The sequence below is a fragment of the Bacillus sp. BC08 genome, from assembly GCF_054326875.1.
Genome location: NZ_JBTGPA010000035.1, coordinates 779024 through 792321 on the forward strand (window position 1 = coordinate 779024; position 13298 = coordinate 792321).

Genomic DNA, 13298 nt, shown 5'->3' on the forward strand with positions numbered 1-13298 from the left:
GCTCAAACTATTATGCTGACTGTTTTTTCTGTTCTTTTATGTAGGAATCTACACTTTGAAAAGGTACCTTAATTTTAAACGCATCTTTTTGTTCATTAAATTGCTTTTCATTATAAGGGCCAAACCGTTTATTATGCTTTACATCAATAATCCAATAATGCTCACTTTTTTTATTTGCAATTGCTCCGTCAGGGTTATTCGGATCTGATTTTTCCTCAATTTGTTTTGCAATAATGTATTTATCATCCCAAGCTATGTCTGTAAGTTTTGCAGGAATGTATTGTGTGGCATATACAGCATCTTGCGATGGGAAAAGTTCAAATGCATTTCCAGAAGTACGTATGAGTTCGTATTCATCGTTAATCGTATAAGTTATATGATTTGTATTTCCAGCACAACCGGCTAATAGGAATGCGACGAATAGGATTATCCATTTTTTCAATATGGGAACCTCCTTTATAATGCTGTTGTAACACATTGTACAAGAAAAGTAAGAGAAACGCTAGTTTACAATGTTTTTTAGAAGTGGTACGATGAGACGGGTAAAGAAGGATATGAAGGAGTCGACATAAAATGAAGTTAAAGATGCATCGTCCAGCGCTTGTAATGAATCGCATAGGTGCTTCCCTAATTGACATGTTTTTAATCTCGGTTATGTATGGTGCAGTAGTAGCTATTATGACGGGAAATTATAGTGCTATTTTTAATCGCTTTAATATTAGTTTTGGTGATTATAGATATGATCTCGCAGTAGTTTTTATATTAATGGCGATATATTTTATTTTGGTACCCTTTATTTGGAACGGTGTTACACTTGGTAAAAAGGTAACGAGAATAAAATTAATTTCATTGAAGAGTGAAAAGTTAACATTACAAACATTAATTATAAGATTTTTTGTATTGTTATTACCGAACATATTGCTACTTGGAATTCCGATATTATGTAACGTATATATGATGTTATTCCGCAAAGATAATTGTGGTTTTCAAGATTTAATTACAAAAACAAAAGTGATAAGTCTTGTATAATAAAACAGAGACCTTTTTATATATAAAATAAGAGGGTCTTTTTTATCCCGCTTTAATGGGCAGTAAGACCCCCACCTCAAAATTCAGCGAAAGCAAAGAAGTTAGGTGGGGGATTAACTGCCCATAAAAGTCCGATTGGTGAGGGCTGATAATCAGTGGGGGATGAAGAAAACCCCACACTGATTAAAGTTTCACTTTATTATTCAAATATATTTTAAAGGATATATAATAAGAAAAAGTTAATCCATATCATTTCCGGTTTTAATAGATTGAAAATTAAGATAATGTTATAATAATTAAAATAATATCTTTATATAATAAGGGGGAAATTGAAATGACTGGAGGTAGCGTAATCTTTTGGGGGATTTTAATTTTCATTGGTTTAGTTTTCGATCAGCGTAATAGTAAGAAAAAAGAAGGAATAAAAAAGTAATCGCTTACAAATGAATAAGCAACTTTTCTTGCTTGCAGACTAATCTCATAAAGCAGTATACTGAATAACGGTAAGACTTATAGAAGGGGTAATGAAAATGAAGCTTGCAGGAAAAGTTGCTATCGTAACTGGCGGTGGCATCGGTATTGGACGTAATACAGCTCTTTTGTTGGCTAAACAAGGCGCAAAAGTAATTGTGACGGACATTGATCAAGAAAGTGGACAAGCAACAGTGGAGGAAATTACGAATCTAGGCGGAGAAGCACTTTTTGTATCCTATGATATGGGAAAGCAAGGAGATTGGCAACGCGTTATCAGTATTACTTTGAATGCATTCAGTCGCATTGATATGCTTTTTCAAAATGCTGGTTTATATAAAATAGATTCTATTTTTTCTCGCCAACAAGAGAACGATTCCAATGTACTTTGTATTAATGACGTTTGGATAGAGATAAAACAATTAACGTCATCTTTTATGAAACAGCAAGAAGAAGTGGTGCTGAGTGATTTACCGATTTTCGGTATTATTGGCACGAAAGGACAATCATTTCATACAGTAGAAGCCCTCGTATAATAATGAAAACCGCCCTCAAAATATGTGGACGGTTTTTTTGTATGTTATATAGTAGAAAATTACTTTTTAACGAATACGTTGTTCAGTTTGGCTATCAAAGAAATGCGCTTTATTCATATCCAATGCTAGTTTAATTTCGTCACCAGGTGAAAATGTATGTCTTGCATCAACACGTGCTGCAAAATCTTGATCTCCAAGTTTCATATATAAAATAGATTCAGCACCAAGTAACTCAGCAACTTCGATTTTTGTTGTGAAGGCAGTAGATTGTGAAGCTTCTAAAAATAAGAGTTCATCATGAATGTCTTCAGGGCGAATACCTAAAACAATTTCCTTATTTACATAGCCTTGTTCACGTAACATCTTCATTTTTCCTTCAGTTACTTTAATTTTTATTGCATTGTCTATAACAAAATCAGTTTCAGTTAATTTACCACGGAAGAAATTCATCGCTGGAGAGCCAATAAATCCACCAACGAAAATGTTTTCAGGTGTTTCATATACTTCTTTTGGAGTTCCGATTTGTTGAATCTTTCCGTCTTTCATAACAACGAGACGTGAAGCCATTGTCATTGCTTCTGTTTGATCATGTGTTACGTAAATTGTTGTCGTTCCAAGGCGGTGGTGTAATTTAGAAATTTCTGAGCGCATTGCAACACGTAATTTAGCGTCTAAGTTGGATAAAGGCTCATCCATTAAGAAAACTTTCGCGTCTCGAACAATTGCTCTACCTAACGCAACACGTTGACGTTGTCCACCAGATAACGCTTTCGGTTTTCTATCTAAATATTGTTCCAGTCCTAAAATTTTTGCTGCATTTTTCACACGACGATCAATTTCATCTTTTGGTATTTTTCTAAGTTTTAATCCAAATGCCATATTATCATACACACTCATATGTGGATATAAAGCATAGTTTTGGAAGACCATTGCAATGTCGCGATCTTTTGGAGGGACATCATTCATTAGCTTACCATCAATTGAAAACTCTCCTTTTGAAATATCTTCAAGTCCAGCCACCATTCGTAATGTTGTAGATTTTCCGCATCCAGAAGGACCGACAAATACGATAAACTCTTTATCTTGAATGTGTAAATTAAAATCTGTTACAGCTGTTACGTTATTATCATATATTTTATAAATGTTTTCTAATTTCAATTCTGCCATGGTATTGCCCCCTAGAAAAATTATGCAAACGTTTTCTTTGAGTTCATTATAAACTAATAGATTCAAAAAATAAACAAAAAAATAAAACGTTTTCATTTATTGGAGGAATATTAGTAATGTTCGTATGTTTTCTTAGAAAAATAAGAATAAAAAGTTGTAAGCGCTATTTTAAATTAAGATAGAATCTGTTATCATTCATTAATGAAAACGTTTGCGCCTTGAAAAAAGAGAAAATCGAATTATTAATGAAATGGGGTAGCATAATGGAAAAACAGTGGTGGAAAGAAAGTGTAGTATATCAAATTTATCCTCGTAGCTTTATGGATAGTAACGGTGATGGTATTGGGGATCTTCGTGGTATTATTTCAAAGCTAGATTACTTAAAAGAGTTAGGGATTGATGTCATTTGGTTATCGCCGGTCTATGAATCTCCAAATGATGATAATGGTTATGATATAAGTGATTATTGTAAAATTATGAATGAGTTCGGAACGATGGAAGATTGGGATGAGCTACTACATGAAATGCATGAACGTAATATGAAACTTATGATGGACTTAGTTGTTAACCATACTTCTGATGAACATAATTGGTTTATTGAATCACGTAAATCAAAAGATAATAAATATAGAGATTACTATATATGGCGTCCTGGAAAAGAAGGAAAAGAGCCGAACAACTGGGGCGCAGCTTTTAGTGGATCAGCATGGAAGTATGATGAAATAACAGATGAATATTATTTACATCTGTTTTCTAAAAAACAGCCGGATTTAAATTGGGATAATGAAAAGGTAAGACAAGATGTTTATGAAATGATGAAGTTTTGGTTAGAAAAAGGAATTGATGGCTTCCGTATGGATGTTATTAATTTTATTTCTAAAGAAGAGGGCTTACCAGCTGTTGAAACAGAAGAAGAGGGATATGTTTCAGGTCATAAGCATTTTATGAACGGTCCAAACATTCATAAATATTTACATGAAATGAATGAGGAAGTATTGTCTCATTATGATATTATGACGGTTGGTGAAATGCCTGGTGTAACGACAGAAGAGGCGAAAATGTATACTGGGGAAGAACGAAAAGAACTGCAGATGGTATTCCAATTTGAACATATGGATTTAGATTCAGGTGAAGGCGGAAAATGGGATGTAAAACCATGTTCACTTCTTACTTTAAAAGAGAATTTAACGAAATGGCAAAAAGCATTAGAGTATACTGGATGGAATAGCCTGTATTGGAATAACCATGATCAGCCTCGCGTTGTATCTCGTTTTGGTAATGATGAAATGTATCGCATTGAATCTGCGAAAATGTTAGCGACGGTACTTCATATGATGAAAGGAACACCGTATATTTATCAAGGAGAAGAAATCGGAATGACAAACGTTCGATTTGAATCGATTGATGAATATCGAGATATTGAAACATTAAATATGTATAAGGAAAAAGTGATAGAGCGCGGTGAAGATATAGATAAAGTGATGCAGTCTATTTATATAAAAGGCCGAGATAATGCTAGAACACCGATGCAGTGGGACGATCAGAATCATGCTGGATTCACAACAGGTGAGCCTTGGATTACGGTAAACCCTAACTATAAAGAAATCAATGTGAAACAAGCGATCCAAAATAAAGATTCAATTTATTATTACTATAAAAAATTAATTGAGTTACGTAAAAATAATGAGATTATTGTGTATGGATCATATGATTTAATATTAGAGAATAACCCTTCTATTTTTGCATACGTAAGAACATATGGAGAAGAAAAACTTCTTGTCATTGCAAACTTTACGGCGGAAGAATGTGTATTTGAATTGCCTGAGGACATTAAGTATAGTGAAGCAGAGTTATTCATACACAATTACGACGTAGAGAATGGATCGATAGATAACATGACATTACGTCCGTATGAAGCGATGGTATTTAAATTGAAATAAGAAAAATCCTTATACCACTTGGTATAAGGATTTTTTATTACCATTTTAAGATTGAGAATCCATATGGAGGAAGTGTAACTTGTAATGCATTTGCTTCCGCTGAAAATTCTTCGTTTGTATAAATATTAATGATTTTCTTTCCAGTAACGTGGAGAGGAAGTGAAGCTGTAATGTCACTATCAGTCGGATTTAAAACGAAAAAGATAGTTTCATCTTCGTATGTTTTCGTATAAGAAATATAATTATATTCATCATTTGCTTCGATGAATTGGAACGTACCATGTCCTCCAAATGCTTTATATTGCTTTCGTAATGAAATTAATGTTTGTACATGTGTAAATAATAGATGATCTTGTTCTTTCGTATCCCAAACCATACATTTGCGGCAATCTGGATCCATACCGCCGTCCATACCAATTTCGTCTCCATAATAAATACAAGGAGAGCCGATGAAAGAAAGGTGGAATATATAAAGTAACTTTAACTTATTTTTATCTCCGTTACATGTTGTCAATATTCTTGGTGTATCATGGCTGTCTAATAAATGAAAGGCTGCTTCATTTACGTTCATAGAATAGGAATGTAGAGATTCTGTAATTTGTTTCATAAATTCATTTGCTTTAATGGAATCGTTGGCTAAGTAAGACAGTAGAGCATTTGTAACAGGATAGCTCATTACAGCATCAAATTGATCTCCTTGTAGCCATGGTAGTGCATCGTGCCAAATTTCTCCTAAAATATAGACTTCAGGATTTAATGTCTTTATCTCACTTCGGAATTCTTTCCAAAAGCTGTGATCGACTTCATTTGCTACATCAAGGCGCCAACCATCTATATTGAATTCTCTTACCCAATAACGCCCTACTTCAAGTAAATACTCTTTTACATCAGGATGTGCTGTATTTAATTTAGGCATAAATGGTGTAAACGCAAAAGTATCATAATTCGGAAGTGGCTCAGTTCTAATTGGAAACTCATGAATATGGAACCACTCTTTATATGCTGATTGCTCACCATTTTTTAGTACGTCTTGAAATTTATCGAAAAAGTATCCACTATGATTAAACACGGCATCGAGCATTACTTTTATACCGTGTGTATGACATGCCTGAACGAGTTCTTTGAACGTTTCCTTCGTCCCGAATTGCGGATCGATTTCCATGTAGTCAATGGTGTCATATTTATGGTTTGAATGTGCTTTGAAAATAGGGGTGAAATATATTCCTGAAATTCCAAGCTTAACAAGGTAATCAAGGTTTTGAATAATACCAGCAAAATCTCCGCCGAAAAAATTAGTTGGAGTTGGCTCAGTGCTGCCCCAAGGAAGAGTATTTTCTGGATTTAGCGCACGATCTCCATTCGCGAACCGTTCTGGGAAAATTTGATACCAAACGGTGTCTTTGATCCAAGAAGGTACTTTGAATACATCATTTGCATGAATAAATGGAAAACAGAAAAAGTTACCAACGTCATCATTTGGAATGGTAGAGAAAAATCCGCGTTCTGAATAAATAAGCGTTTCTGTATCATTTTTTAATTCAAATCCATAACGTAAGCGCTTAAATTTCGGTTCGATAGAAATGGACCAATAATCAAACAATGCGGTAGAACCAGTTTTTTTCATCGGTGTATTTGATGTAATCCATTTCCCATCTTTCCAGTCATAAGGATCACCGTAAATAAGAGTGGCGCTTTGAACATCTTCTCTTTGAGTACGTATACGGATGTGAATCGTTTTTTCATCGTAAGCGTATGCGTAATTATCTTTTGGCCTATGATAAATGGCTTCTTTAAGCATATAGAAAATCCCCCTTTAATATCTCCATACATATTGTTCCCTTAAGTACAATAATAAAGTATATGTTGCAAACGATTGCTTTTTGCATAGCTTTAATATTGCTTATAAGAGTAGTATTCATTTCATATAAAGTCAATGTATAAGGAATGTAGTAATAATATTTTAAAATTAATATTTGCAAAATGAATAAAAGAATGTATAATGATAGACAAATAGCGCAAACGTTTTCATAGATTGAGATATTGTTTGCGCTTCTATTAAAACATGAAATGCAAACGTTTTCAATTAGTAAGGTACATATACAACTTAGGGAGGTTTTTGGGATGAAGAAAGCATTATCATTATTAACGATTTCAGCATTATCAATTGGTATGTTATCTGCATGTGGACCGAAAGATTCAGGGAAAAAAGAAGAAAGTAAAGCAAAGAAAGATTACGATCTTCTCGTTTGGGAAGATGATAAAAAAGGTGTTGCTTTAGAACCAGCAGTGAAAAGCTTTGAGGAAAAATATAAAGTAAAAGTAAAAGTTGTTGAAATGCAAATGACAGATCAAGTGAAGAAGTTACGCCTTGATGGACCAGCGGGGACTGGACCAGATGTTGTAACATTGCCACATGATCAAATCGGAAACGCAGTAACAGAAGGTCTACTTTCAGAAGTGAAAGCTGATGATGCTGTAAAGAGTAAATTTACTGATTCATCAATAGCAGCACAGACATATAACGGAAAATTATATGGTTTACCAAAAGCAATTGAGACACCAATCTTTATTTACAATAAAAAATTAATGCCAAAAGCACCAGAAACGATGGACGAGCTGTTTAACTTCTCAAAAGAATTTACGAAGGATGGCAAGTACGGATTTTTAACACTAGGAGATAACTTCTACTTTGCTAATGCATTCATGGCAGGTATGGGTGGTTATGTGTTTGGTGAAAAAGATGGAAAGCCAAATGCAAGTGATGTTGGATTAAATAATAGCGGAGCAGTACAAGGTGCGGAATACCTTCAAAAATGGTACAAAGAAAAGTTATTCCCGAAAGGTATTATCGGTGAATCTGGTGGACCTGCTGCTGATGGACTATTTAATGAAGGAAAAGCAGCATCTATCATGAACGGCCCATGGGCGTTCCAAGCAATGGAAAAGAACGGAATTGATTATGGTGTTGCTCCAATGCCGAAATTACCAAATGGTCAAGCAATGAAAACGTTTGTTGGGGTTAAAGGATGGCATGTAACAAGTTTCTCTAAACAAAATGATTTAGCTACAAAGTTCACTGAATGGGTAACGAATGAAGAAAACGCAAAAATTCGATTTGAGAAAACAAAAGAAATTCCTCCAGTAAAATCAGTAATGGAAGATCCAATTATTAAAGATAATGAAGCTGCAAAAGCAGTTGCAACGCAATCTGAAAATGGAATTCCAATGCCAAACATTCCAGAAATGCAAGAAGTATGGAAACCAGCTGGAGATGCGCTTCAATTAGTTGTTACGGAGAAAGAGGCACCAAAAGCAGCACTTGATAATGCAGTGAAGCAAATTAAAGGTAATATTGAGGCAAATCATAGTAAGCAAAAATAAGGTGAAATTCGTGCCTCTAATATGAGAGGCACGAATTCTCTCCCAGAAAAAAGGGGGAAGGAACATGCAAACATTGGAACCAGCAAACGGCTTAAACGGTTCAAAACATAGGAAAATGGCAACCATGTTATCAATCATTCCAGGCATGGGCCAAATGTATAATAAACAATTTGTAAAAGGTCTTATTTTTCTAGTATTAACAGGTTCATTTATTGTAGCATTTGCTGATTTATTAAATATGGGATTATGGGGAATTGTAACGCTTGGTACAGAAGTTCCACGTGACCATTCTGTCTTTCTATTAGTAGAAGGAATCTTGGCACTCATTGTCATCGTGTTTGGACTTGGAATATATGCATTTAATTTATATGATGCATACCAAAACGGGAAGAAACGTGATATAGGAACACCATTAAACTCTGTAAAAGAGCAATACCGTAATTTACTAGATCAAGGTTTTCCATATTTAATGGTTTCACCAGGCTTTCTATTACTTATCTTTGTAGTTGTATTTCCAATCATCTTCGTAATTTTAATTGGATTTACGAATTATGATTTATACCACTCTCCTCCAGCTAAATTAGTAGATTGGGTGGGCTTCAAAAACTTTATTGATATCTTTACATTACCGATGTGGAGAGAGACATTTTTAAGCGTATTTTCTTGGACTGTCATTTGGACATTCGTTGCAACGACATTACAAGTTGCACTTGGTATTTTCTTAGCGATTATCGTAAATCAGCCTGGTATTAAAGGGAAGGCAATTATTCGAACAATCTTCATTTTACCGTGGGCGGTCCCAGCATTCGTATCTATTCTTGTTTTCTCTGGTATGTTTAATGAAACATTTGGAGCAATTAACAATCAAGTATTGGCGTTATTCGGGATCGAAAAGATTGCTTGGATGACAGATCCGTTTTGGGCAAAAATCGCTTTAATTATGATTCAAACATGGCTTGGATTCCCGTTCGTCTTTGCAATGACAACAGGTATACTGCAATCGATTCCAGGGGAGTTATATGAAGCTGCTACAGTAGATGGAGCTACAGCTTGGCAACAGTTTCGTAAAATTACATTGCCACTTGTTCTATATGCAACAGCACCAATATTAATTACGCAATATACGTTTAACTTTAATAACTTTAGTATCATCTATCTATTTAACGGCGGAGGTCCTGCTGTAGCTGGACAAGACGCAGGTGGAACGGATATTTTAATTTCATGGATTTATAAGTTAACGATGACTTCAGCGCAGTACGGGAAAGCAGCAGCCCTTACAATGATATTATCGTTAATCGTTATTACAGTTGCGTTATGGCAATTTAAGAGAACAAAATCATTCCAAGAAGAGGATATGATGTAAATGAATATTAAAAGACAAAAGATGTTACGTCTCTCATTAAGTTATTTCGTTATTTTCGTAATGTGTGCCATTATTTTCTATCCGTTATTATGGATTATTGGCTCATCGTTTAATCCGGGTGATAGTTTATCTGGATCAAGTATTATTCCGCAAAATGCAACGTTAGATCATTATCGTAAGTTATTAGATTTAGAGAATAGTAATTATCTACTATGGTATAAAAACACATTAAAAGTAAGTGTTATAACGATGATTTTCTCAGTATTAGCAATTAGTTTTACTGCTTATGCATTTTCAAGATACCGTTTTGTTGGAAGAAAAAATGGTTTATTAACATTTTTAATTCTACAAATGATTCCGAACTTTGCAGCGCTAATCGCTCTATACGTATTAGCACAGTTAACAGGGTTAATCGATACGCACCTTGCATTAATTTTAATTTATGTAGGCGGGGCAATTCCAATGAATACATGGCTTATGAAAGGATATTTTGATACGATTCCGAAAGAATTGGATGAGTCAGCTCGTATGGATGGGGCAGGACATTTCCGTATTTTTTGGCAAATCATTATGCCACTTGCAAAGCCAATCGTGGCGGTTGTGGCGTTATTCACTTTTATCGGTCCATTTACAGATTTCATTTTAGCGAGTGTTATTTTGCGCACACCAGAAAATTATACGTTAGCAGTTGGGTTATATGAAATGGTAGCGAAGAAATTTGGTAATGAATTTACAACGTTCGCAGCGGGTTCAGTATTGATTGCAATCCCAATTTCAATTTTATTCCTATCACTACAAAAATACTTTATCTCTGGTTTAACTGCTGGAGGTACGAAAGGATGAAAAATGGGACGTTACGTCCCATTTTTCTTTTCATCGCCCTATAAAAAAATTTATAGGGCGATGAAAAGAGATTTGACATCACATATGAAAAGAAGTGAAATAAATAGTATATTATAGTATAGGAAAAAAGAGCTATATCCCTTACAATACATGGAGAGGGAGAATATGATAGGTTTTACAAGATAGAATCAATGAAAGTTAATGACTTCTCCTATTACTTGCAACGGGTGCAAGATAAAAATATATAAAAAATGGCAGAGAAGTGAGAGGAGGGGGATTTTTATGACAGTTACAATTAAAGATGTGGCGAAGAAGGCCAATGTAGCACCATCTACCGTTTCTCGTGTAATTGCTGATAATCCAAGTATAAGTGAAAAAACAAAGCGTCGTGTTCGGAAAGTAATGAGTGAACTAGGGTATCATCCCAATTTAAACGCAAGAAATCTAGCTAACCAAACAACGAAAACACTTGGACTTGTTATGCCAAGTTCTGCAAGTAAAGCTTTTCAAAATCCGTTTTTCCCAGAAGTTATAAGAGGGATTAGTTCATTTGCACATGTAGAAGGGTATGCACTTTATATGTCAACAGGTGAAACGGAAGATGAAATTTTTAATGGTGTAGTAAAGATGGTGCAGGGACGCCAAATTGGTGGCATTATTCTTTTATATTCAAGAGAGAATGATCGGATTATTCAATATTTGCATCAACAAAATTTCCCGTTTGTTTTAATTGGGAAACCATATGATCGAAAAGATGAAATTACATATGTAGATAATGACAATTATACAGCTGCAAGAGAAGTAGCAGAATATTTGATTTCATTAGGTCATAAACAAATCGCGTTCATCGGCGGTGGATCAGATTTACTTGTAACGAGAGATCGTTTGGCTGGTATGAGTGATGCTTTAAAATTAGCAGACATTGTATTACCAAAAGAGTATATTTTACATTTTGATTTTTCGAGGGAAAGTGGTCAACAAGCCGTTGAAGAGTTAATGGGGCTGAAGCAACCACCGACAGCAATTGTGGCAACGGATGATTTAATTGGACTTGGTGTGTTAAGTGCACTTTCTAAAAAAGGATTCGTTGTACCAAAGGATGTTTCCATTATAAGCTTTAATAATGCTTTATTATCAGAAATTGCGAGTCCGCCACTTTCGACAGTTGATGTGAATATATATCAACTAGGGTATGAGGCAGCAAAAGCTTTAGTTGATAAAGTAGAGAATGCGGAGTCTACTGCAAAGTGTATTATTATTCCTCATAAATTATTGAAGCGTCAAACTTGCGATCATTATGCATAAAAAAGCTAAGAGTTTAACTCTTAGCTTTTTGTTGTAGAAAGGCCTCTAATCGATCACAGCCTTCTTTTAAAGTTTCAATACTATACGCATAGGACAAGCGAAGATAGCCTTCACCATATTCAGAAAATGCTGTCCCAGGAACGACAGCGAGTCCAGCTTCTTTGACAAGATCAAGTGCAAAATCAAATGATGAAGATGTTAAGTGACCAACATATGGGAATAAGTAAAATGCACCTGTTGGCTTTTCAACTGTTAAGCCCATTTGAATGAGTCTATTATATACGTAATCACGGCGCTTTTTGTATTGATGACGCATCATTTTTGGTGCATCTTTAGCAGCTGTTAATGCTTCAATTGCAGCGTACTGAGCGATTGAAGTAGCGCACGTTACGTTGTACTGATGAACTTTTAGTATATGTCCTGCTAAATAGCTTGGTGCAAATAATAGACCGATACGCCAGCCAGTCATAGAATGAGATTTTGATAAACCGTTAATGACGATAGTTTTTTCACGCATTTCTGGGAAATGAGCGATAGACGTATGCTTTTGTTCATATACAAGTTCGCTATAAATTTCATCAGAAAGGACGAAAATATTTTTATCTTTTAAAACAGTTACAATATCTTGTAGTTCTTCTTTTGATAAAGTTACACCAGTTGGATTAGAAGGATACGGTAGTACGACGCATCTTGTTTTTTCTGTAATAGCATTTTCTAGTGCTTCGGCTGTTAAACGGAAGCCAGTTTCACGAACATCGATAAAAATAGGTGTTGCGCCGCATAATCGAATAATTGGTTCGTATCCTGGATAAATAGGGGCAGGTAAAATAACTTCTGTTCCTGGCTCTAAAATTGTTCGGAATGCGACATCAATTGCTTCACTGGCACCGATTGTAACGATGGTTTCGTTTTCAGGTGAATACTGTAAATCGTAGTTATCTTTTACAAAGTTACAAGCTGCCTTGCGTAATTCTAATAACCCGGCGTTATGTGTATAGCTTGTGTAATTTTCTGTAATAGCCCGTTTTGCCGCTTCTTTTACGAGAGAAGGTGTAGGGAAATCGGGTTGTCCAATTGTTAAAGAGATAAGATTATCATAGTTTTGAATCATGTTAGAGAATTGACGGATCCCAGAAATTTGGATGTCCTTCACTCTAGGATTAATGAATTGTTCCATTGTATCTCCCTTTCTTCCGTTTGAAAATTAAGTTCATTTTAACATATTTTCTATGATTTCGCTTGCGTATATGTTATGTAGAAAGG

General features: G+C 34.8%; 12 protein-coding genes. 8 read left to right on the forward strand and 4 right to left on the reverse strand.

Annotation, left to right across the window (positions count from 1 at the left end; genetic code table 11):
* Nucleotides 1-10: 10 nt before the first annotated feature.
* Nucleotides 11-442: a DUF3997 domain-containing protein gene (locus ACXVYO_RS22280; RefSeq protein WP_000758776.1), complete on the reverse strand. Its 432-nt coding sequence runs from the start codon at nt 440-442 to the stop codon at nt 11-13.
* A 131-nt stretch (nt 443-573) separates the two neighbouring features.
* Here ACXVYO_RS22280 and ACXVYO_RS22285 point away from each other — a divergent pair, with 131 nt between their 5' ends.
* The 3 genes from ACXVYO_RS22285 to ACXVYO_RS22295 all read left to right on the forward strand — a co-directional run bounded on the left by ACXVYO_RS22285 (nt 574) and on the right by ACXVYO_RS22295 (nt 2036).
* Nucleotides 574-1029 carry an RDD family protein gene (locus tag ACXVYO_RS22285; protein ID WP_000769076.1) on the forward strand — a complete coding sequence of 152 codons (456 nt, stop codon included), beginning with the start codon at nt 574-576 and terminating at the stop codon, nt 1027-1029.
* A gap of 334 nt (nt 1030-1363) precedes the next feature.
* The gene (locus ACXVYO_RS22290; protein ID WP_000145656.1) at nt 1364-1462 is read left to right on the forward strand and encodes a hypothetical protein; all 99 of its coding nucleotides are present in this window, start codon (nt 1364-1366) and stop codon (nt 1460-1462) included.
* 64 nt (nt 1463-1526) lie between these two features.
* Nucleotides 1527-2036, forward strand: coding sequence for an SDR family NAD(P)-dependent oxidoreductase (locus ACXVYO_RS22295; protein ID WP_000218424.1), 510 nt, complete (start codon nt 1527-1529; stop codon nt 2034-2036).
* A gap of 66 nt (nt 2037-2102) precedes the next feature.
* Here ACXVYO_RS22295 and ACXVYO_RS22300 read toward each other — a convergent pair whose 3' ends face one another.
* Nucleotides 2103-3203, reverse strand: coding sequence for an ABC transporter ATP-binding protein (locus ACXVYO_RS22300; RefSeq protein WP_000818940.1), 1101 nt, complete (start codon nt 3201-3203; stop codon nt 2103-2105).
* A gap of 263 nt (nt 3204-3466) precedes the next feature.
* On the opposite strand from ACXVYO_RS22300, the gene malL reads away from it, so the two are divergent.
* The gene (gene malL / locus ACXVYO_RS22305; protein WP_458468510.1) at nt 3467-5143 is read left to right on the forward strand and encodes an oligo-1,6-glucosidase; all 1677 of its coding nucleotides are present in this window, start codon (nt 3467-3469) and stop codon (nt 5141-5143) included.
* Nucleotides 5144-5180: 37 nt separating this feature from the next.
* Here malL and ACXVYO_RS22310 read toward each other — a convergent pair whose 3' ends face one another.
* Nucleotides 5181-6941 carry an alpha-glycosidase gene (locus tag ACXVYO_RS22310; protein WP_458468511.1) on the reverse strand — a complete coding sequence of 587 codons (1761 nt, stop codon included), beginning with the start codon at nt 6939-6941 and terminating at the stop codon, nt 5181-5183.
* 323 nt (nt 6942-7264) lie between these two features.
* Between ACXVYO_RS22310 and ACXVYO_RS22315 the strand changes: the two genes are divergently transcribed.
* The 4 genes from ACXVYO_RS22315 (at nt 7265) to malR (ending at nt 12035) form a co-directional block, all read left to right on the forward strand.
* A complete protein-coding gene (locus ACXVYO_RS22315) occupies nt 7265-8524 on the forward strand; it encodes an extracellular solute-binding protein (RefSeq protein ID WP_458468512.1) in 1260 nt (419 codons plus the stop codon).
* Nucleotides 8525-8588: 64 nt separating this feature from the next.
* Nucleotides 8589-9887 carry a maltosaccharide ABC transporter permease MalC gene (gene malC, locus ACXVYO_RS22320; protein ID WP_071721312.1) on the forward strand — a complete coding sequence of 433 codons (1299 nt, stop codon included), beginning with the start codon at nt 8589-8591 and terminating at the stop codon, nt 9885-9887.
* On the forward strand, nt 9888-10730 hold the full coding sequence (malD, locus tag ACXVYO_RS22325) for a maltosaccharide ABC transporter permease MalD (protein WP_001022594.1): 843 nt from the start codon (nt 9888-9890) through the stop codon (nt 10728-10730).
* A gap of 282 nt (nt 10731-11012) precedes the next feature.
* Nucleotides 11013-12035: a maltose operon transcriptional repressor MalR gene (gene malR / locus ACXVYO_RS22330; RefSeq protein ID WP_458468513.1), complete on the forward strand. Its 1023-nt coding sequence runs from the start codon at nt 11013-11015 to the stop codon at nt 12033-12035.
* A 13-nt stretch (nt 12036-12048) separates the two neighbouring features.
* On the opposite strand, the gene ACXVYO_RS22335 is transcribed toward malR, so the two are convergent.
* Complete coding sequence (locus ACXVYO_RS22335; RefSeq protein ID WP_229134315.1) at nt 12049-13212, reverse strand: aminotransferase A; 1164 nt, start codon at nt 13210-13212, stop codon at nt 12049-12051.
* Nucleotides 13213-13298 lie beyond the last annotated feature (86 nt).

Excerpts from the sequence above, each read along its gene's own strand:
- ACXVYO_RS22285 (WP_000769076.1), top strand. The coding sequence starts at position 574 with ATGAAGTTAAAGATGCATCGTCCAGCGCTTGTAATGAATCGCATAGGT.
- ACXVYO_RS22290 (WP_000145656.1), top strand. The coding sequence starts at position 1,364 with ATGACTGGAGGTAGCGTAATCTTTTGGGGGATTTTAATTTTCATTGGT.
- ACXVYO_RS22300 (WP_000818940.1), bottom strand. The coding sequence starts at position 3,203 with ATGGCAGAATTGAAATTAGAAAACATTTATAAAATATATGATAATAAC.
- malL (WP_458468510.1), top strand. The coding sequence starts at position 3,467 with ATGGAAAAACAGTGGTGGAAAGAAAGTGTAGTATATCAAATTTATCCT.
- ACXVYO_RS22310 (WP_458468511.1), bottom strand. The coding sequence starts at position 6,941 with ATGCTTAAAGAAGCCATTTATCATAGGCCAAAAGATAATTACGCATAC.
- ACXVYO_RS22315 (WP_458468512.1), top strand. The coding sequence starts at position 7,265 with ATGAAGAAAGCATTATCATTATTAACGATTTCAGCATTATCAATTGGT.
- malC (WP_071721312.1), top strand. The coding sequence starts at position 8,589 with ATGCAAACATTGGAACCAGCAAACGGCTTAAACGGTTCAAAACATAGG.
- malD (WP_001022594.1), top strand. The coding sequence starts at position 9,888 with ATGAATATTAAAAGACAAAAGATGTTACGTCTCTCATTAAGTTATTTC.
- malR (WP_458468513.1), top strand. The coding sequence starts at position 11,013 with ATGACAGTTACAATTAAAGATGTGGCGAAGAAGGCCAATGTAGCACCA.
- ACXVYO_RS22335 (WP_229134315.1), bottom strand. The coding sequence starts at position 13,212 with ATGGAACAATTCATTAATCCTAGAGTGAAGGACATCCAAATTTCTGGG.